The organism is Gordonia sp. SID5947, from assembly GCF_009862785.1.
Classification (GTDB): domain Bacteria; phylum Actinomycetota; class Actinomycetes; order Mycobacteriales; family Mycobacteriaceae; genus Gordonia.
Genome location: NZ_WWHU01000001.1, coordinates 2,159,740 through 2,178,667, shown reverse-complemented (window position 1 = coordinate 2,178,667; position 18,928 = coordinate 2,159,740). Strand labels below are relative to the sequence as shown.

The following is an 18,928-nucleotide window of genomic DNA, read 5'->3' as shown; positions in this document are numbered from 1 at the left end:
GGGGTGGGAGCCCGGCGGCGGAGCTAGAGGCGTCGGAGTCGTTGCGCGGCTTCGGTGATGACTTCTTCGCGCTTGCAGAACGCAAAGCGGACAAGGTGCCGCCACGGTTCGACGTCGTCGACGAATGCGCTCACGGGAACAGCCGCGACGCCGATCCGCTCGGGAAGCATGCGGCAGAAGGAGATTCCGTCGTCGAACCCGAGCGGGCGCGGATCGGCGCACACGAAGTAGCCGGCCTCGCTCCGGTGGACGTCGAAGCCGGTGTCGCGGAGCGCGTCCGACAGGAGGTCGCGGGCCGACACCAACCGCTGTGCCGAATCGCGCACCCAGTCCATCTCTTCGTCGAGTGCACCGGCCACGGCGGGCTGGAACGGTCCGGAACCGACATAGGACATGAACTGTTTGGCGGCGCGGGCGGCCGCGACCAGGTCGGGTGGACCGCTGATCCACCCGACCTTCCATCCGGTGCAGTTGAATGTCTTTGCGGCGCTCGAGATCCGCAGAGTCCGCTCGCGCATACCCGGAAAGGTGGCGAGTGGGCGTTGGACCCGGTCGTCGAAGAGCAGATGCTCGTAGACCTCGTCGGTCACCGCGACGACGTCGTGTTCTGTGCACAGGCGGGCGATCTCGCTGAGGTCGTCATCGGAGAACACCGTGCCGGTGGGGTTGTGGGGTGAATTCACCAGGATCATCGCCGTGTCGGGACCGAATGCGTCGGCCAGTGCGGAACGGTCGAGGCGGAACCCGTCTCCATCGGCGATGAGGGGCACGGTTCGTCGGACACCGCCCGCCATGGCAACCGTGGCGGCATACGAGTCGTAGTACGGCTCCACCATCACCACCTCGCGGCCGGGCTCGACGAGTCCGACGACGGCCCCGGCGATCGCCTCGGTGGCGCCGACGGTGATCAGGACCTCGGCGTCGGGGTCGTAGTCCAGTCCGTACAGTTGCCGCTGCTGACGGGCCACCGCGTACCGCAATTCGGGCACGCCGATGCCGGGCGGGTACTGGTTGCGACCCTCGGCGATCGCGCGCTGTGCCGCCGCGAGCATCGAGTCGGGACCGTCGGTGTCGGGAAACCCCTGGCCGAGGTTGATCGCGTCGTGTTCGAGCGCCAGCGCGGACATCTCGGCGAAGATCGTGGTCCCGAAGGGGCGGAGGCGGGAAACGGTGCGCACGGCTCAAGGCTGACACATGGACCGTCATTCGTGCAGATAGATGGCTTCGCCGCCGCCAGGTGGCGCGGCGGTACGATCTGCGACTATGACCACCCCGCCCGTACCGCCGAACCCGGATTCACCGCAGGGGCCGCAGGACGCGGATCCCACGCAGCGTCAGGGTGGTGGCAACGAGTCGTCGGGAGCGCAGCAGTACCCCGGCGGCGAGCAGTACCCGAGCGAGCAGCCCTTTCCCGGTACCCCGCCGTATCCCGGTGAGCAGCCGTACCAGAGCGGAGATCCTGACCGAGGAGCGCAACCGCCGCCGGGTGGCTCGCCTCACCCTGGTGGTCAGGCGTATCCGGGGGAACAACCGTTTCCGGGTGCTCAACCCCATCCCGGGCAGCCCTACCCAGGTGCTCAGCCGTACCCCGGTGCCCAGCAGTATCCGGGTGCCCAGCAGTATCCGGGTGCTCAGCCGTACCTGGGTGGCCAGCAGTATCCGGGCGCTCAGCAGTATCCGGGTGGCCAGCAGTATCCGGGTGCTCAGCCGTATCCGGGTGGCCAGCAGTATCCGGGTGGCCAGCAGTATCCGGGTGCTCAGCCGTATCCGGGTGGCCAGCCGTACCCGGGCGGCCAGCCGTACCCCGGTGCATATCCGTACGCGCCGCCGGCCCCCAAGCGATCGCGCAAGTGGTTGTGGTGGGCCGTGGGCATCGTGGCCGTCCTCGTGATCGCGGTCGTCGGGGTGTTCGGCTTCATCGCCCGTGACTCGGTGACCGACACCGACGACGTCGCGGTGGGTGACTGTGTCTCTGTCACCGGCAGCGGGGAGGGCGGGGACGTCCACGCACGTAAGGCGGACTGCTCCTCGACGAGCAAGTTCACCTTCTACGTGGCCCAGAAGGTCAACGGGGCGACATGTCCCAGCGACGACTACTCCCGGTTGTACTGGATGCGCGACGGCGAGGAAACGGGCGAACAGCTGTGCCTGTCACCGAACCTGACGCAGGGCAAGTGTTACCAGATCCCGCTCGGCGGGATGCCGAGCGCCTCGCTGTCCGACTACAAGGAGCTCGCGTGCGGGGCCACCAAGGCGACCGGCACCGAGATCGTCCGTGTCGACAAGCGCAGCAACGGACGGCCGTCGTGCTCCAGTGATCAGCTGTCGGTCTACTTCGCACTGCCCGAGCCGCTCGGCTACTGCCTCGCCGAACCGATCTGATTCGATCCGAGGCTCAGCCCGCGGACTCCTCGCCGATGGCGGGACCCAGCAGATCGTCCGCATCGGTGATGCGATAGGCGTAGCCCTGCTCGGCGAGGAAGCGCTGCCGATGCGCCGCGTAGTCGGCGTCGAGGGTGTCGCGGGACACCACCGAGTAGAAATGTGCCTGGCCGCCATCGCGTTTCGGCCTCAGTAGCCGACCGAGGCGCTGTGCCTCCTCCTGCCGGGAACCGAACGTTCCCGAGACCTGGACGGCGACAGACGCCTCCGGCAGATCGATCGAGAAGTTTGCCACCTTGGAGACCACCAGCGTCCGGATCTCCCCGTTGCGGAACTGGTCGAACAGGACTTCGCGTTCCTTGTTCTTGGTGGAGCCCTGGATCACCGGCGCGTCCAGTTCGCGTCCCAGCTCTTCCAGTTGGTCGATGTATGCACCGATGACCAGTGTCGGAGAATCCTTGTGCCGGGCGAGGATCGACTTCACCACGTTCACCTTGGTGTGCGCGGTGGAGCAGAGCTTGTATTTCTCCTCCGCCTCGGCGACCGCGTACTGCAGTCGCTCCTCGTCGGTCAGCGTCACCCGGACCTCGATGCAGTCGGCGGGGGCGATCCAGCCCTGCGCCTCGATGTCCTTCCACGGCGCGTCATAGCGTTTCGGCCCGATGAGACTGAAGACGTCACCCTCGCGGCCGTCCTCACGGACGAGCGTCGCGGTCAGCCCGAGGCGGCGGCGCGATTGCAGGTCGGCGGTCATCCGGAACACCGGAGCGGGCAGCAGGTGCACCTCGTCGTAGATGATCAATCCCCAGTCGCGAGAATCGAAGAGGTCGAGATTCTTGTACTCGCCCTTCGACTTCCGGGTCATCACCTGGTACGTCGCGATGGTGACCGGCCTGATCTCCTTGCGTTCGCCGGAGTACTCGCCGATCTCGTCCTCGGTCAACGAGGTACGGGACACGAGTTCCCGTTTCCACTGACGCCCGGCGACCGTGTTGGTCACCAGGATCAGCGTGGTGGCGCCCGCCTTTGCCATCGCGGCAGCACCGACCATGGTCTTTCCTGCGCCGCAGGGCAACACCACGACGCCGGATCCGCCCGCCCAGAACGAGTCGGCGGCCAGTTCCTGGTAGTCGCGCAGGTGCCAGTCGTCCTGATCGAGCGCGATGTGGTGCGCCTCGCCGTCGACGTACCCGGCGAGATCCTCGGCCGGCCAGCCCACCTTGAGCAGGACCTGCTTGAGCCGTCCGCGCTCGGACGGGTGCACGATCACCGTGTCGTCGTCGAGCCGCGCGCCGAGCATCGGGGCGATCTTCTTGTTGCGCATGATCTCTTCGAGCACGGCGCGGTCGAGGCTGACCAGGGTCAGCCCGTGCGCCGGGTGTTTGACCAGTTGCAAACGCCCGAATCGGCCCATCGTGTCGACGACGTCCATGAGTAGCGGCTGCGGCACCGCGTAGCGCGAGTGGCTGACGAGTGCGTCGACCACCTGCTCCGCGTCGTGGCCGGCGGCGCGGGCATTCCACAGCGCCAGGGGAGTCACACGGTAGGTGTGCACATGTTCGGGGGCGCGTTCGAGTTCGGCGAACGGCGCGATCGCCGCGCGGGCCGCTGCAGCGTCGGGGTGGTCGACCTCGAGCAGCAGCGTCTTGTCGGATTGCACGATCAGGGGTCCATCGGTCACCCAGTCCATTGTCCAGATCAGCGCAACTCCTGTCAGAAGCGGCCCGGTCGGACGGCTAGCGGCGCCGCCGGGCCCGCCCTCAGTTCTCCAGGAGTTCGACGCTGGTGATCCGGTGTAGGGAGAAATGCTGTTCGTCGTCGGTTCCGGAGTCGACCGCCACGAGTTGCCCGGCCCCGAGGGTCCGCGGTGTCACCACATGCCGACTGGCCGACCCGTGGGCGTCGACGTAATCCACCCGCAGACGGCGGTTCACTCGCAGCGCGAGCTGGATCAATGCGGTCGCCGACTCGCCGCCGCCGGCCGCCCGGACCGGCGACGTCGAGGTCGCGCCGGACGCCGGACGGGCGGTCGCGGCGCGATCCTGGGACCGCATCCGCGCGACGACGGTCCGCAGTTGCTCTGCGGACGGTACGGGCCGGCGGGGCTGGGGTTGTCGGCGTCCTCGCGCGACCGTGACGCGACTTCCGCGCTCCCGCAGGTCCACCACGGTGCCGGTGGAATCCTCGCCGGCGGGGGCGAAACCGGCGGCCCGTAGCCGGTCGATCACCTCACGGACGTCCGCCTGTGACACAGCGACCGTCGGCGCCAGCGCGCGTAACGCGAGCTGCTCGGCGGCGTCGCTGCGCAACACGGCGGCGAGAGTGGTCGGGTCCTCGCAGCGCACGAAGGCCGAGGCGACGCCCACCCGCAGCTGCCCGTGTTTCCGTGCGACGTCCTCGATGAGGTAGGTCAGCGACTGGGGGACGGGCGTCCGCGAATGCGCGGTGAACAGCGTCAGCAGCTCACTGCTGCTGCGCCCGGCGTCGAGCGCTCGCCGCACGCTGGCCTCGGACACGCGGTAGACCGACGCCGCGCCGCCGGACTCCAGGTCGGCGACGAGTTCCACCTGTTCGGCGAGTTCGGCCGTCATCGGACCGGGAACGGTGAGGGTCAGGTCGGCCTGGGCGAGGAAGTGGTCGATGGGTTCCGGCAACGCCGTCCGCATCGCGGTGAGTACCGATGCCTCGACGTCGTCGTGGTCACCGGCGGTGGCCGCACGGCCGACCGCGGTGAGCGAACCGTGCGCGACCACGCCGAGCTCGCGCGCCTCCCGCAGGGTCTGTTCGACGACGTGGCGTGCGTACCGGCGGATCTGTCGGGGGTGCTGCCAGTGCAGGGCGGCCACCAACGCGTCCGTCGTCACCGGCATCGCGCGCCCGGCCTGGCCCAGCGTCGACAGCATCGCGTGCCGCGCGACCGGTGCGTAGGCGTCGTGCAACTCACCCGACAACGCGGGGAGCGCGTTGCCGTCGCGGTCGGGTTCGCCGATCTGCCAGGCGCGCCGTGGCATCTCCAGCCACGCACCGAGCAGTGCCCACCACTGTCGTTCCCGAGGCAGGTGCAGCCAGCTGTCGGCGGCCATCGTCGGCGCAAAGGCGTGCTCGCCGGAATCCGACGCGGGCGGGGGCTCGGGGAACCCGGCGTCGATCAGTCGCAGATAGGCGAGCAATTCGGCGATGAATGCGAGCCGCTGCTGTTCGAGGCCCGTCACCTTGGCCAGACGCCGGAGCTCACGAACCCCCAGCGCACCGGAACGCAACACCGCGGCGGGGGTGGCGCCGAGCGCATGGATGAGAGCAGTGGCGTGGCGGATCAGCTCCAGGGCCTCGCCGCCGGCGGCGTCCTCGACGGCACCGGCGGAGAACCTGCGCTTGGCGGACTCGTCGTGCAGGGCGGGGGCGCTGAGGTCGTCGGTGCGCAGCGGCGGCTCGTCGCGCAACAGCTGGCCGATCATCGGCGGCAACTCAACCGTCTGGTCGTCGATACGGGCGAGCAGACCGGCCGCGAGGAGCCGGGCAACCGGTGACTCGGGGTCGGCGCCGGGTGCGGCATCGCGGCTGCGCCCCAGCGCCGGACCTCGCGACAGGGTGTCGAGCAGGCCGCGTTCGCGCTGTTCGAGGCCGTCGAGTGTGATGCGTAGATCCTCGGGCTTCTGACGGGCCAGCGGACAGGTCAGATGGTGGCCCCGCCACGGCAGTGCCGCCGCGGCGTGCGCGCCGGTCAACAACGCGTCGTCGGGACCCCAGAGCAGGGCACGTCGTCGTAACCTCTCGATCCGATCGCGGATCTCCTGGGTGTCGGCCTGTCCGGTGAGTGCGGCGACGATCGCGGCGGCCGTGGTCGGTGCGGGGACGGTGCCGGTGGTCGCGATGCCGAGGGCGATGGCTTGTTCCAGCACGGCCACCGCGAGTAGGTCGAGATCCTCGCCGGCCAGCGCCGACGACGCTGCCGACAACGCACGCGAGGCCAGCACGCCGGTCCCGGCCGGTGGTGGGGACGCCAGGTCGGGGCGCGCGGTGAGCAGTTCGATGATCGCATCGTCGCTACGCGAGGCCAGGTCATCGGCCAGGCTGACGCCCTGGTCATCCGCACTCATTCGGCCGATTCTACTGAGCGTGCGCCGGAGGGCGGTTTCGCCGGGACTGCCGCCGAGGCCACATGGCACAATGACCCCGTGGCTGAGAAGAAGAAGTACGTCGACAACGGCTGGCCGAAAGACGGAGACGGCGACAGCGCGCACGCGGTCTCCGAGTTCGCGGCCGGTCTCTCCGGTGCCCTGTCACCCTTCGGCGACGTCGAGTTCCCGTTGGCTCCCGACGACTTGCCCTACCTTCAGCCGAAGACCATCGTCAACCGCTGACGAGAGTGGCCGGCGAAGGCGAAGCGAGCGGGTCGACGGGACCCGGCCTGAGTCACATCGACTCGACCGGTGCAGCCCGGATGGTCGACGTCGGCGGCAAATCGCGTACGGACCGTCGTGCGGTGGCCGGCGGGACGTTTCGCACCACCGCCGAGGTGATCGGATTGCTCAGCGAGGGCAGGTTGCCGAAGGGTGACGTGCTCGCGACAGCCCGGATCGCCGGGATCATGGCTGCCAAGCGCACCGACGAGTTGATCCCGTTGTGCCATCAGCTCGCCCTGTCGTCCGTCGAGATCGAGTTCGCCATCGCCGATGACCACATCGACGTCACGGCGACCGTCGGGACCAGTGGTCAGACCGGTGTCGAGATGGAAGCGCTCACCGCTGTCGCCGTCGCAGGCCTCACATTGCACGACATGGTGAAGGCGGTCGACCGTCGCGCCAGCATGGACGGGGTGTGCCTGCTCGAGAAGACCGGCGGAAAATCGGGGTCGTGGCGACGTGAGTGAGCCGCCGACCGGTCTGCGTCGTCGGACCGCCCGGATCGTGGTGGCCTCGACCCGGGCCAGCCGTGGCGACTACGCCGACCGCACCGGCCCGATCATCAGCGACTGGCTCAGAGCTCGCGGGATCGTCGTCACCGAATGCAGCGTGGTCTCCGACGGCGCGCCGGTCGGTGACGCGATCCGGGCAGGCGTCCACGCAGGCGCCGATCTCGTCATCACCACCGGAGGGACCGGTCTGTCGCCCACCGACCGCACACCAGAGCAGACCCGACCCATACTCGACGCGGAGATCCCCGGTCTGGCCGACGCGATCCGGTCCGCCGGTCTCCCGACGGTGCCGACGGCAGTGTTGTCGCGTGGCCTCGCGGGAGTGGCGGCCACGACGCTGGTGATCAACCTGCCGGGCTCGTCCGGCGGGGTGAAGGACGGGCTGTCGGTCCTCGAGGGAGTGCTCGACCACGCGCTGGACCAGATCCGCGGGGGTGATCACTGATGGCGGACCGCGCTGTCGATGTCCAGGTGGTGCGGGCATCCTTGTCCGACGATGCGATCGACCTCGCGACCCACGAAGCGCTTGTCGCCGAGGCCGCGGGCGGCGCCGCCGGTGCCGTCGTCGGTTTCGTTGGTGCGGTGCGCAACCACGACGCCGGCCGCGAGGTGACCCGGCTGGTCTACTCTGCCCACCCGTCGGCGCCGACGGTGCTCACCGAGGTCGTCGGCGAGATCGCCGGCGCCGGCAACGGGGTCTGGGCCGTTGCGGTGTCGCATCGGGTCGGAGAACTCGCGATCGGTGACGTCGCGTTTGTGGTCGCGGTTGCGGCCGATCATCGACGAGCGGCCTTTGAACTCTGCGCGCAACTCGTCGACGAGGTGAAAGCGCGACTGCCCGTGTGGAAACACCAGTTCTTCGGTGACGGGAGCGACGAATGGGTCGGCTCGGCGTGAGCGGTACCCGGCAACGCGCCCGCCGTCGCTGATCGTCACATCGTTTCTGTCAGGTCGCCTCTCTGGTGGATCTGCCCGTCTGCGCCGAGTTCGAGAACGGTGTCGATGCCGATCTTCTCGAGGAACGGTAGATCGTGGCTGATTACCAGGAGCGCCCCACGGTAGGCGTCGAGTGCCTCGGCGAGTTGTCCCACACTCGCGATGTCGAGGTTGTTGGTGGGCTCGTCCAGGATCAGCAGCTGCGGAATTGGCTCTGCCAAGAGGAGTTTCGCGAGTGCGACACGGAAGCGTTCGCCGCCGGAGAGCGTGCCGACCGGGCGGTTCGCGGCGCTTCCTCGTAGCAACAGCCGAGCCAACTGGTTGCGGATCGTCCCTGGCGGCGTATTCGGCGCAACCGTCTGCACGTTCTCCAGCGCACCCGCGGCATCGTCCAGACCGTCGAGACGTTGGGGGAGGTATCCGACGCGATCGGTGAGGAGCGTGCCCTGGACCCGGCCGTCGGTCGCGGGCAGTTCTCCCAGGAGTTGGCCGATCAGCGTCGATTTGCCGACCCCGTTCGGTCCCATCAGCGCGACGCGCTCCGGCCCTTGGACGATCACGGTGCGGGTGGCGTCGCGAAGCTCCAGCAGTCGCCGACCGCGCGGCACGTCCGGGTCCGGGAGAACGAGGTTGATGTGGTCGTCGTCGCGGACACGAGCGTCGGCGGCGTCGACGGCGGCCTGGGCGGATCGGACCTTGTCGTCAAGGGTCGAGCGAAGTGATCCGGCCGATGCCTGAGCCTTACTGGCTCGGGCCCCGGCCAGGATCTTCGGGATACCGCCGTCCTTCTGGGTCTTGGCGGCCGTGCGTTCCCTGCGCGCGAGTTTGGTCTCGGCCTCGGTGCGTTGGCGTTTCTCCACCTTGAGCGCTTGTTGCGCGGTGCGAGCCGCCTGCGCGGCGGCCGCTTGCTCCCGCTCGCGGTGTTCTGCCCAGGCGCTGTACGGACCGCCGAACACCTCCAGCTCACCGTCGTGGAGCTCCGCGGTGTTCTCCATGTGCTCGAGGAGTTCGAGGTCGTGACTGACCACGACGAGGGTTCCGGGCCAGTCGTCCACGAACTCCGCGAGCCGGGCCCGCGTGGGTCGATCGAGGTTGTTGGTCGGCTCGTCGAGGAGCGTGATGGGGGTACGACGGATGCGCAGGCCCGTGATGGCGACAAGCATCGCCTCACCACCGGACACTTCGGCGACGCGACGGTCGAGATCGATTGCGGTGAAGCCGATCTGGTGTAGCGCTTGATAGGCCCGGGCCTCGATGTCCCAATCGTCACCGACGGTCTCGAAGTGCTTGTCGTCGGCGTCGCCGCCTTCGATGGCGCGGATGGCGGAGAGTGTGTCGGCGATGCCGAGCAACTCCGCGATGGTCGTCTCGCGGGCGAGGGTGAGTGTCTGCGGGAGGTAGCCGACCTCGCCGATCGTGTCGACATGGCCCGCGGTCGGGGTGAGGATGCCGGCGATCAGGCGTAGCAAGGTGGACTTGCCTGCTCCGTTGCGACCGGTCAGGCCGGTACGGCCGACGGTGAACGTGCCCTCGACGCGGTCGAGCGCGACGGTGCCGTCGGGCCAGTCGAAACTCAGGTCGTGGAGGGTGATGGCGGATTGGGTGGACATCGGTGGCCTTCTGGGTGTTCGTGCCCTGTCGATGCGGTGGGCGTCGACGGGGCGTCAATGGAGGTGGTCGGGCGCGCCGAAAGGCCGGCGAAGATCGCGCTGGGAAAACGCCGCATCCGGACCGTTCACGGTCCCGACAAACCGTGCGATCGGACGTCTCCCGATCGCACCGCCGTCTCGCGGATGAGGCCACCGGCAATTCGGTGGCTAGATTCTGTCGACCTCGATCTCCATGATTCCCCGACCATACCGCGTCGTGCTCACCGCGATGGCACGGACTGCGCGGGAACCCCATCAGGAGGAGGGGTGACCGGGTAGGGCAGGCCGAAGTCGGCGGACCTGCTCACCTCCTGCCAGGCGAGGTCGCTGTCGAGTTGTCGCCGACCGAACTCGACGGACAGCGCCGAGGCCTGCGCCCCGAGCGGTAGGTTGTGCGGGATATCCTGTCGTGCGGCAACTTCCACGAGAATCGCTGCGGCACGTTCCGGATCGCCGGCCTGCAGAGGTGACGCGGGGTCGGTGGAATCCGAGTAACGGGCGCCCAATGCGGAGTATCCGTCGGACATCGCGGATACGGTCATCGAACTCCCCGCCCAATCGGTACGAAACCCGCTCGGCTCCACCACCAGGACTCTGACTCCGAATTGCGCAGTCTCCGAACGTAATACCCGACTGAATCCATCGATCGCGAACTTCGCGGCCTGGTAGGACGCGATGCCGCCAGAGCCGCCGACACGCCCGCCCACCGACGAGAACTGGATGATCAGGCCATGACCTTGTTGTCGCAGTAGCGGAATGACTGCCTTGGACACGTTGTAGACGCCCCAGAAGTTGGTCTCGAACTGGGTCCGGAAGTCGCTGTCGTCGCCGGTCTCGATGGGTGCGACATTGGCGTATCCCGCATTGTTGACCACCACGTCGATACCTCCGAACACTGTGTGCGCCTCGGTGACCGCCGCGCGCACCAGGTCGACATCGGTGACATCCAGGCGTATCGGATGGATGTGGTCGCCGAACTCGTCGACCAGGTCGTCGAGTTCTTCCGGGCGACGTGCGGTCGCCGCGACGCGATGACCTGCGTGCAAGGCGGCGCGGACGAGCGCACGCCCGAATCCGCGTGACGATCCGGTGATGAACCATGTCTGTTCCATGCGTTTTAGTAAAACACCGTTGCGGTAATTGCGCAACATCGTTTTGCTAAGTTGGGGGCATGCAATCGGGTGACTTTCGGCGCGCACGCAGTCCTCAGGCCAAGCAAGCTCGGGAGGAGGCCATCCTGAGCGCCGCGCGGGAGCTGGCGACCCAGCGGGGCATCCGCGAGATCACCCTCACCGACATCGCGGTCGCCGTCGGCATGCACAAGTCGGCGATGCTGCGCTATTTCGAGACGCGGGAGGAGATCTTCCTGCGCCTCACCGCAGACGGCTGGCGCGAGTGGTCCGCGGCTCTACGAGCGGACCTGGACGCGCGGCATCACGCGGATGCCGAGATCGTGGCTTCGGTCATCGGTGCAACCCTCGCTACCCGGGGCCAGTTCTGCGATCTGCTCGCCCAGGCGCCGATGAATCTGGAGCGCAACGTGTCGCCGGATGCCGTCCGTCGCTTCAAATACGTGACGCATGCCGAACTCGACGCCATCGTCGAATCCGTCCGGAGGTTGCTGCCCGCGTTGTCGGTGGAGAACGGTGTGGATCTCATCGCGACCTCGACCGCGCTTGCCGGCGCGTTCTGGCAGATAGCCACCCCGGGGCCCGAGATCCTCGAGCTCTATCGGGACGACCCGCGGCTGGGGCATGCGCTGGTGGATGTCGAATCCCGGTTACGACGCATCCTGGCAGCGCTGATCACGGGATTGCTCGCCGACTGACCGCCGCCGGTGCGCCGGCAGGGATAGGTTCGTGTGGTGTCCAACCCAGGTGACTCCGCTCGTGGTGACTCCTACGATCAGTCCGGTGGCTCGACGCCCGATCGCCATGAGACCCCGACCGAGCGGCTCGACCGCAACTGGGCCAGCCTGTTGCAGGAACTGCGAGTGGTGCAAACCGGCGGGCAGATCCTCACCGGTCTGATGCTGACCGTCCCGTTCCAGGAGGGCTTCGAGGAGCTGACCTCCCGCGAACAGAACATCTTTGTCGTCAGCCTGGTCTTCGCGGTGCTCTCCACAGTGACCCTGATCTCGCCTGTTGCGTTGCACCGACTGTTGTTTCGGCGCCACGCGATCGATCAGCTGGTGGATCGCGCACACCGGTTGACACTGATCGGCATCGGCTTGCTCGGCATCGCGCTCATCGGCGTCCTCACGGTGATCTTCGACATCGTCTTCGGCGGTTGGGCCGCCCTCACCGCCGGGGGTGCGGCGCTGGTGGTCTTCGTGTTCATGTGGGTCGCCATGCCGCTGCGTGAGCGGCGGCGACTGTCGCGGCACGACTGACCGGTCGCCGATGAGAATGGAAAAGGGCCCCGCACGGGTCTGAAACCGTCGTGCGGGGCCCTTCGACTGTGGGCCCGGGGCCGGGCCGAGTCAGCTGCTCCTATCAGGGAGTGGGCAGCTGGTCCTTGTGCTCGTTGAACATCTTGATCTGGTCCGGGGTGAGCTCGTAGCCGCTCTTCTTGGCCATATCCCACAGGCTCTTGACCTCGGGCGAGATCTTGCCGTTCTCCCGGGCCTGGTCGAGCGCGGAGTCGAGCTGCTTCTGCACGTCACCGGTGCTCTTGGCTTCGGGTGCCGACGACCAGTTGAAGGGTGCCGGCAGCTTCGGGAGCTGCAGACGCGGAGCCTCACTGGGCGCGCTGCGCTGGGTGGCGCCCGAGAGGCCGGTGCCACACACGGGCCACGCGCCCTTGCCCTGGCTGCCCAGCACACGCTCGGCGACCACGATCTGCTGCTCCTTGGTGGCCTGGTCGGCGCTGGGGGCGAACTGGGTGCCGCCGTGGCCGGCCCAGGTGCTCTGGCTGAACTGCAGGCCGCCCTGGTAACCGTTGCCGGTGTTGATGGCCCAGTTGCCGCCCGACTCGCACTGGGCGACCTGGTTCCATTCGGCGTCGGTCGCGGCGTTGGCCGTACCCGTGCCTCCCAGCAGGGCGGCACCGCCGCCGAGGACTGCTCCGGTCAGGGCGACCTTCGCGAAGGTCTTGGTGGTCGTGGCTGTCGTCGGTTTGCGATGACGTCCGGACATGAGTGGTGTTCCTCTCTCCACGCGCCTACGAAGTCAGCTGTCGGGTTCGGGCGAGAGGTGCCCGGTCTCGGCCTGACGTGAGTCACGCCGGGACTTAACCCCAAGGACGTCGTGATGACCGTCCGGTTCTCTGTCGGAGGGTTGGGTCCCCCGTCCTCGCTCCTAGATGTCGTTCTGTGGTGCGTCCCGTGACGGAGCGAGGTTCGGCGCGGCCGACGGGACGTTATGCATTTGGTTACTTGGTCGTGACCCCCCGTGGGGCGTCGTTCAGTCACACTACGACGTCTATGAGCTCGAATCACGTTGTTGGCGAGCCTGTTTTCGCCGGACGATTGGGTCTCTCGACCCAATTTCGGGGTCGTCCCTGCTCACGGCGCGATAGTCGACTTGTGTCCTTCTCGTTATCGAGCCGTTATGTGAGGAAGGTCACAGCGCGAATGTGTCGTCAGCCACCGGCGAATGGCGGCAGGACGTCGATGACCGCACACGCCCCAAGGGCCACATCGCGATCGCAGAGCGCGACCGAGTCGCGGAGGTAGGAGCATCGCGCCAGCACCCGCTGCAGATCCGGGTTACCCGCGGACAGGATCGACTCGAGGTCGCCGAGGGTGGTGTCCGCGTCGACGTCGACGACGGCCGTGTCGCCGCCTGCCGCCGCGCGCGCGGCAGCGAAGTACCGGATGGTGACCTGCATCGTCGATCAGCCTCCGATGGCCGACATCGGCCGATCGGGCTGGTGGAAGTCGGGGCTGTTCACCCCATGGCCGGCGGCCTTCACCCAGGTGTTGCCGCGCCAGCGGGCGGCGATGGCGCCGTCGAGCTGATCGTCGGGCAGACCGCTGCGGAGGAGCCCACGCAAGTCGGTCTCGGACTCCGCGAACAGACAATTGCGAAGCGCGCCGTCGGCGGTGAGCCGGGTCCGGTCGCAATCGCCGCAGAAGGGACGGGTGACCGACGCGATCACGCCGACCCGTGCCGGTGCACCGTCCACCTCGTGGCCGTCGACGAGCCAGGTGGCGGCGGGCGCACTGCCGCGGGGGCGGGGATCGGGCCGCAAGGTGTACCGAGCGCGCAGGGCGGCGAGGATCTCGTCGGCGGTGACCATCGACGACCGGTCCCAACGGTGGTCCGCGTCCAGTGGCATCTGCTCGATGATGCGTAGCTGGTACCCGTGCTCGAGGCAGAACCCGAGGAGGTCGGGGAGCCGGCCGAGGTCGTCGTGACCGGCGAGGACCGCGTTCACCTTGATCGATCGCACCCCGGCCGCCCGGGCGGCGGCCAGCCCGTCCACCACGTCGTCGAGCCGATCACGCCGGGTGATCTCGGCAAACCGTCGGCGATCCACCGTGTCCAGCGAGACGTTGATGCGGTCCAGTCCGGCGGCCACCAGCGCGTCGATCCGGTGGCCGAGGCCGAGGCCGTTGGTGGTCATCGCGATCTCGGGGCCTTCCGGCAATGCGGAGACCGCGCCGATCAGGTCGTCGAGGTCGCGGCGGAGCAGGGGTTCGCCGCCGGTGAAGCGGATCGTCCGGATGCCGAGGTCGCGGACGGCCACGGTCATCACCCGGATCAGTTCGTCGGTTGTCAGGACGTCGTCGGTGGGCAGCCAGTCGAGCCCGTCAGCCGGCATGCAGTAGGTGCACCGCAGATTGCAGCGATCGGTCACCGAGACCCGCAGGTCGGTGACGATGCGTCCGAGCCGATCCCGCAGCGGACCCGTCGTGGGGGTGTCCGCGGGCGCCGCATCCGTCGACGACGATGTGGTGGGGAGGCCGAGCGAGACAAGCGTCATGTGTCGCTCCTCCGGACTTCCAGTGAGCGAAACGTGCTGGCGTGGAACACGAGTGGTTCCACGCCGGCGTCGTAACGCAGGGCATCGATGCGGAGGAGTACCAGGGTGTGGTCACCGGCCGGTATCTCGTTGTGAAGCGAACAGGACAGACTGGCGGCGGCGTCCGGGATGAACACCGCGCCGTCATCGGTGCCGGACGGAGTGATCCCGGCGAAGCGGGTGTGAGCCGGCCCCGCCAGCTGTCGGCACAGGTCCGACTGGTCCCGCGCGAAGACGCTGACGCCGATGGCGGGGGCCTCGCGCAGTCGCGGCCAGGTGGTCGACGAGTTCTGCACACACAGCGAGACGAGTGGGGGATCGAGCGACACCGTGGTGAAGGCGCTCGCCGCCATCCCGACGAGTTCGGGAACGCCGTCCGCGCCGACGACACGGCACGCGACCGCCACGACGCCGGACGGGAAACAGCTGTAAGCGCGTTTGAGTACCTCGGTGTCGGCGGCCGGGGAGAGATCGGTAGCCGTGGTCGGGAACGCGGATTCGATGGTCACCGTGCGCGCCGTCCCGACCGGAGGGCGAAGACCAGTCCGAGTACGAAGCCCACCGGTGCGCACATGGTGAGCACGTACACGAATGTGGGCGCGGTGCCCCCGTCGGTGAGCAACGGGGTCACGAACAGCGCGACGATCGCCACGAGCCCGATCGCGAACACGACCACGGCCAGCTGCAGCAGTCGCGGTGACGATTGGCTCCTCATGTCTTCCACGGTAGAACACGTCGTGGGTCGGCGGCGTCCGGTGACCGTTGCGAGACGTGAGGTAATCCACGTGACCGGTCTGATCCGCGTTGGCTAGACTGAATCCTCATTGGCGCCTCTGCTCATCTGATGTGGAGCCGGGTCCCGTTTCGGGGACCAGCTGTGACTCAGGTCAGGGGCGCTTTTGTCATGGAACTCCGACGTACAGATGAGGGTGAGCACAGTGCCGACCGGCAAGGTGAAGTGGTACGACGCGGAAAAGGGTTTCGGCTTCCTCGCGCAGGACAACGGCGAGGACGTCTACGTCCGATCGTCCGCGTTGCCCGACGGCGTGGCGAGCCTGAAGCCGGGCCAGCGCGTCGAGTTCGGCATGGCCGCGGGACGGCGAGGACCGCAGGCGCTGACCGTCACCGTGCTCGAGCCGGCGCCCAGCGTCGCGAAGAATGCGCGTGAGGCCGCCCGCAAGGAGACCAAACGGCACACCCCGGACGAGCTGCACGGCATGGTCGCCGATCTGATCACTCTCCTCGAGGGCGCCGTGCAGCCCGAACTGCGCAAGGGCCGTTACCCGGATCGCAAGACGTCGCAGCGCATCTCCGAGGTCGTACGTGCGGTGACCCGCGAACTCGAGAGCTGATCCGCCGCCCGGCGGTGTCAGCGCGGGTCGCCCGCGGGCAGCTTTAGGTCCGGTGGGCTCGTGTCGGCCGCGAGGTACCCGCGCGCTATCACGTTGTTGTTCTCGGCGTCGGAGATGGCCGACGGCACCTGGACCTCGAGGTTGACCAGGATGCGGTCCGGCGTCGAGTGCAGCACCGTGGTGTATGTGGAGTTCGACCGCATCGGGACGGAGGTCCCGTCGAGTCCCTCGGGGGTGAGGTACTGGATGACCAGGTTCCACGGCCATTCGGCGATGTCCTGGGATACCGAGAGCATCACCGATTCGCCGACCGGCACCGGCACTCGCTGGACCTGGGCATCGGTGATCTTCTCGGGCTCACAGTTCTTGAGGAAGACGTCGCACATGCGGGTCGGATCGACCCGCACAAGCCGATCGCCCACCGCGAGTTGCAGATACGGATGGTCGGCGGACGAGTCGCCGGACCACTGATCTCGCGTCAGCACCGCGACGGTTCCACCGACGACCGCGACGAACGCGACCACAACCGCCGCGATGATCGCGAGCGCCTTCTTTTCTCCACTGTTCACGTGCACGGTCTACGACTGTCCTCGATCGGGTTCGGTGGGCATCTTCCGGGTGGGGTCGGCCGCATGGCCGCGTCGTGAATCGGGGGGCGGACCTCCGGGGTGATGCGCGATGCGGGTCGGGGCGTCCGAGGGCGGTCGATGCGGCGGAGAGGACCGTCGCTGCGGTGCTCCCGGGTGGCCGACCGCGTTGAACGCGATTGTGGGTGCCGCGTAGTCGGGACGTTGGCCGCCGATACCGGGCACCAGCGACGATCCGCGCGTCGTCATCACGGTCTGCAACAGACCGATACCCAACAGCACCGCGACGACGGTGAAGCCGATCCACAGCGTCGGGGGCAGCAGGACACCGAGAGTGGCGCCGAAGACCCATCCGAGCTGGAGAACCGTCTCCGACCTGCCGAAGGCCGACGCCCGGGACTCCTCGGGCAGGTCGTCTTGGATCGACGAGTCCAGACACACCTTGCCGATCGCGCTGGTACCGGACGCGACGAGCGCGGCCAGTGTGGCGATCACGATGTTGCCGAAGATGGCGGCCAGCGCGGCGACGACGAAACAGGCCGCGGTGCACCAGAGCACGATCCGGGGCGGGTTCTTCAGCTCCAGTCGGGTACCGAGGCCGTTGCCGATCATGTTGCCGATCCCGGCGGCCGCGCCGACCGCGCCGAGCAGTACCAGCTGGGTCCAGTTGGAGTGCACGCCCTGCTGGGCCTTGGCGTAAAAGGCGATGTAGAGCGTGAGGAATCCGGTGAGGATGCGAATCGTCGCGTTGCCCCACAGCCCCGCGACGACCTTGCGTCCGAGCGGTTGTCGCATCTTCGCGGCCAGCGCGGTTGCCGTCTCACGGGCGCTCCGCAGACCGCCGGCGCCGGCCGAGTCACCAGCCGGGACCTGCGACATCGACGGTTCTCCGTGATAGGTCAGCGTGGTGGGGATCTCGCCCTCGGTCACCTCGACCCAGGAGGGGATGCGCATGCAGAGCCAGGCGCCGACCGCCGCGATCACGGCCAGCCAGGCCATCGCGCCGGGTATGTGGATGGGCAGCACCTTGGCGAGCAGCATCTCGAACGTCGCCGCGACGGCACCGCCGATGATGGTCCCGCCGATCAGTCCGAAGGTGGTGAGACGGGAGTTGACCCTGGGCAGGTCGATCGTCGGTGGGACGACGCGCGGGGTCACCGCCGATTTGAGGACGCCGAACGATTTGGACAGCACCAACAGGCCGAGCGCACAGGGATAGAGCACCCACGGGTCGTATTGAAGCTGTTGTTCCGTGGCATTCCAGGACGAGTTCGCCAGGATGAGCAGGGCGAGGATCACCCGGAGCCCGAAGGTGACCGCCATGGCGATGCGCCTGCCGTGCTGAAGGCGATCGAGCATGGGACCGATCAACGGTGCGATCAATGCGAACGGGGCGATCGTCAGTGCCAGGTAGAGGCCGACGTTCGTCTTCGACTCGCCGGTCGCGGCCGCGAAGAACAGCGTGTTGGCCAGCGCGACGGCCATCGCGGCGTCGACCGCGAAGTTCACGATCACAGGCAACGTGAGTGCCGTCAGGCCGGACCGGTCGGCCCCGTCGGCCGTCGCGGCTTGGTAGATCTTCCCGATGCCCCGGCCGGTCAGCTCGCGGCTGCGCATCGCGGCGACGCGCGCGACGGTGATCTTCTTGGGCACCCCCGGGCCGCTCTGCCCACCGGCCGGCATCGCCTTGGTCCCGCCGATTCGATCGGTGGGCGCGCCCGACGGTGGTTCATCGCGGCCGTCGAGGGGCGGCAGATGCGGATTGTGGGTGGGCGGCGGCAGATACGCGGTGTCGGCCGGGCCGCGGGAGGGAGGCCTGCCGGCCGCGGGGCGACGTGCGGTGGTCGGCTCGTCGGCCGGATAGTTCGCGGTCCCGGGGTGCTGCCGACGACTGCGACCATCGTGGCCGGCACCCGATGCGACATCGCGACCCGCACCGCGCGGGTCTGGCCCCGTCGGTTCGCTTCGTTCCCCTCGAGGGAAGCGCGGGCTCGGTCGGTTCACATCGACAATTGTTCCTCATCCCACCGACTCGGTGTCGGCACGCCCATCGCCCGCGCGTTTGTCGGTGTTGCCGGCGGCGGGAGTCGCGGGCGCGGCGTCGTCCTCCACCGTGCGAACCGGCACGGCGGAGTGCGG

The 18,928-nt window shown here is 68.2% G+C and carries 20 protein-coding genes and 1 riboswitch; of the genes, 8 read left to right on the top strand and 12 right to left on the bottom strand.

The features are described from left to right. Window positions 1–23 precede the first annotated feature (23 nt). Window positions 24–1,178, bottom strand: coding sequence for a pyridoxal phosphate-dependent aminotransferase (locus GTV32_RS10090; RefSeq protein ID WP_161060215.1), 1,155 nt, complete (start codon window positions 1,176–1,178; stop codon window positions 24–26). A gap of 85 nt (window positions 1,179–1,263) precedes the next feature. Here GTV32_RS10090 and GTV32_RS23835 point away from each other — a divergent pair, with 85 nt between their 5' ends. Continuing rightward, window positions 1,264–2,382 (top strand): hypothetical protein, encoded by a 1,119-nt coding sequence (locus tag GTV32_RS23835; RefSeq protein WP_161060214.1) that lies wholly within the window; start codon window positions 1,264–1,266, stop codon window positions 2,380–2,382. 13 nt (window positions 2,383–2,395) lie between these two features. Here GTV32_RS23835 and GTV32_RS10080 read toward each other — a convergent pair whose 3' ends face one another. Next, complete coding sequence (locus GTV32_RS10080) at window positions 2,396–4,063, bottom strand: DNA repair helicase XPB (protein ID WP_343287279.1); 1,668 nt, start codon at window positions 4,061–4,063, stop codon at window positions 2,396–2,398. 79 nt (window positions 4,064–4,142) lie between these two features. Then, window positions 4,143–6,479 (bottom strand): helicase-associated domain-containing protein, encoded by a 2,337-nt coding sequence (locus tag GTV32_RS10075; protein WP_161060212.1) that lies wholly within the window; start codon window positions 6,477–6,479, stop codon window positions 4,143–4,145. Window positions 6,480–6,557: 78 nt separating this feature from the next. Here GTV32_RS10075 and GTV32_RS10070 point away from each other — a divergent pair, with 78 nt between their 5' ends. Genes GTV32_RS10070 through GTV32_RS10055 form a run of 4 tightly spaced genes read left to right on the top strand, consistent with a single transcriptional unit; the run spans window position 6,558 to window position 8,194 of the window. Continuing rightward, window positions 6,558–6,743 (top strand): hypothetical protein, encoded by a 186-nt coding sequence (locus tag GTV32_RS10070; protein ID WP_161060211.1) that lies wholly within the window; start codon window positions 6,558–6,560, stop codon window positions 6,741–6,743. A gap of 5 nt (window positions 6,744–6,748) precedes the next feature. Then, on the top strand, window positions 6,749–7,252 hold the full coding sequence (gene moaC, locus GTV32_RS10065) for a cyclic pyranopterin monophosphate synthase MoaC (RefSeq protein ID WP_343287278.1): 504 nt from the start codon (window positions 6,749–6,751) through the stop codon (window positions 7,250–7,252). Further along, window positions 7,245–7,742: a MogA/MoaB family molybdenum cofactor biosynthesis protein gene (locus GTV32_RS10060; RefSeq protein ID WP_343287277.1), complete on the top strand. Its 498-nt coding sequence runs from the start codon at window positions 7,245–7,247 to the stop codon at window positions 7,740–7,742. Before moaC ends, GTV32_RS10060 begins: the two co-directional genes overlap by 8 nt. Continuing rightward, window positions 7,742–8,194, top strand: a complete 453-nt coding sequence (locus GTV32_RS10055; RefSeq protein ID WP_161060210.1) for a molybdenum cofactor biosynthesis protein MoaE — start codon at window positions 7,742–7,744, stop codon at window positions 8,192–8,194. Before GTV32_RS10060 ends, GTV32_RS10055 begins: the two co-directional genes overlap by 1 nt. Before the next feature lie 35 nt (window positions 8,195–8,229). Here the strand turns inward: GTV32_RS10055 and GTV32_RS10050 are convergent, their stop codons facing one another. Next, window positions 8,230–9,843, bottom strand: a complete 1,614-nt coding sequence (locus tag GTV32_RS10050) for an ABC-F family ATP-binding cassette domain-containing protein (protein ID WP_161060209.1) — start codon at window positions 9,841–9,843, stop codon at window positions 8,230–8,232. 260 nt (window positions 9,844–10,103) lie between these two features. After that, window positions 10,104–10,994: an SDR family NAD(P)-dependent oxidoreductase gene (locus GTV32_RS10045; protein ID WP_161060208.1), complete on the bottom strand. Its 891-nt coding sequence runs from the start codon at window positions 10,992–10,994 to the stop codon at window positions 10,104–10,106. A gap of 59 nt (window positions 10,995–11,053) precedes the next feature. Between GTV32_RS10045 and GTV32_RS10040 the strand changes: the two genes are divergently transcribed. Next, entirely contained in the window at window positions 11,054–11,710 is a 657-nt protein-coding gene (locus GTV32_RS10040) for a TetR family transcriptional regulator (protein WP_161060207.1), read from the top strand. Window positions 11,711–11,746: 36 nt separating this feature from the next. Continuing rightward, the gene (locus tag GTV32_RS10035; RefSeq protein ID WP_343287276.1) at window positions 11,747–12,274 is read left to right on the top strand and encodes a DUF6328 family protein; all 528 of its coding nucleotides are present in this window, start codon (window positions 11,747–11,749) and stop codon (window positions 12,272–12,274) included. 103 nt (window positions 12,275–12,377) lie between these two features. Here the strand turns inward: GTV32_RS10035 and GTV32_RS10030 are convergent, their stop codons facing one another. From GTV32_RS10030 to GTV32_RS10010, 5 genes are all read right to left on the bottom strand, one after another. After that, entirely contained in the window at window positions 12,378–13,019 is a 642-nt protein-coding gene (locus GTV32_RS10030; protein WP_161060205.1) for a transglycosylase family protein, read from the bottom strand. Between the two features lie 6 nt (window positions 13,020–13,025). After that, window positions 13,026–13,238, bottom strand: a riboswitch (cyclic di-AMP (ydaO/yuaA leader). Window positions 13,239–13,464: 226 nt separating this feature from the next. Beyond that, a complete protein-coding gene (locus GTV32_RS10025) occupies window positions 13,465–13,713 on the bottom strand; it encodes a MoaD/ThiS family protein (protein WP_161060204.1) in 249 nt (82 codons plus the stop codon). 6 nt (window positions 13,714–13,719) lie between these two features. Next, window positions 13,720–14,811: a GTP 3',8-cyclase MoaA gene (moaA, locus tag GTV32_RS10020; RefSeq protein ID WP_161060203.1), complete on the bottom strand. Its 1,092-nt coding sequence runs from the start codon at window positions 14,809–14,811 to the stop codon at window positions 13,720–13,722. After that, on the bottom strand, window positions 14,808–15,359 hold the full coding sequence (locus GTV32_RS10015) for a flavin reductase family protein (protein WP_161060202.1): 552 nt from the start codon (window positions 15,357–15,359) through the stop codon (window positions 14,808–14,810). The genes moaA and GTV32_RS10015 overlap by 4 nt, the downstream gene beginning before the upstream one ends. After that, complete coding sequence (locus tag GTV32_RS10010; RefSeq protein WP_161060201.1) at window positions 15,356–15,565, bottom strand: hypothetical protein; 210 nt, start codon at window positions 15,563–15,565, stop codon at window positions 15,356–15,358. The genes GTV32_RS10015 and GTV32_RS10010 overlap by 4 nt, the downstream gene beginning before the upstream one ends. Window positions 15,566–15,788: 223 nt before the next feature. On the opposite strand from GTV32_RS10010, the gene GTV32_RS23830 reads away from it, so the two are divergent. Further along, window positions 15,789–16,202: a cold-shock protein gene (locus GTV32_RS23830; RefSeq protein ID WP_161062438.1), complete on the top strand. Its 414-nt coding sequence runs from the start codon at window positions 15,789–15,791 to the stop codon at window positions 16,200–16,202. Between the two features lie 17 nt (window positions 16,203–16,219). On the opposite strand, the gene GTV32_RS10000 is transcribed toward GTV32_RS23830, so the two are convergent. After that, window positions 16,220–16,771, bottom strand: coding sequence for a DUF2771 family protein (locus GTV32_RS10000; protein ID WP_161060200.1), 552 nt, complete (start codon window positions 16,769–16,771; stop codon window positions 16,220–16,222). A 9-nt stretch (window positions 16,772–16,780) separates the two neighbouring features. Continuing rightward, entirely contained in the window at window positions 16,781–18,793 is a 2,013-nt protein-coding gene (locus GTV32_RS09995) for an MFS transporter (protein ID WP_161060199.1), read from the bottom strand. Window positions 18,794–18,928 lie beyond the last annotated feature (135 nt).

Coding starts and splice junctions, on each gene's coding strand:
- GTV32_RS23835 (WP_161060214.1), top strand. CDS start 1,264: ATGACCACCCCGCCCGTACCGCCGAACCCGGATTCACCGCAGGGGCCG.
- GTV32_RS10075 (WP_161060212.1), bottom strand. CDS start 6,479: ATGAGTGCGGATGACCAGGGCGTCAGCCTGGCCGATGACCTGGCCTCG.
- GTV32_RS10055 (WP_161060210.1), top strand. CDS start 7,742: ATGGCGGACCGCGCTGTCGATGTCCAGGTGGTGCGGGCATCCTTGTCC.
- GTV32_RS10050 (WP_161060209.1), bottom strand. CDS start 9,843: ATGTCCACCCAATCCGCCATCACCCTCCACGACCTGAGTTTCGACTGG.
- GTV32_RS10045 (WP_161060208.1), bottom strand. CDS start 10,994: ATGGAACAGACATGGTTCATCACCGGATCGTCACGCGGATTCGGGCGT.
- GTV32_RS10040 (WP_161060207.1), top strand. CDS start 11,054: ATGCAATCGGGTGACTTTCGGCGCGCACGCAGTCCTCAGGCCAAGCAA.
- GTV32_RS10030 (WP_161060205.1), bottom strand. CDS start 13,019: ATGTCCGGACGTCATCGCAAACCGACGACAGCCACGACCACCAAGACC.
- GTV32_RS10025 (WP_161060204.1), bottom strand. CDS start 13,713: ATGCAGGTCACCATCCGGTACTTCGCTGCCGCGCGCGCGGCGGCAGGC.
- moaA (WP_161060203.1), bottom strand. CDS start 14,811: ATGACGCTTGTCTCGCTCGGCCTCCCCACCACATCGTCGTCGACGGAT.
- GTV32_RS10010 (WP_161060201.1), bottom strand. CDS start 15,565: ATGAGGAGCCAATCGTCACCGCGACTGCTGCAGCTGGCCGTGGTCGTG.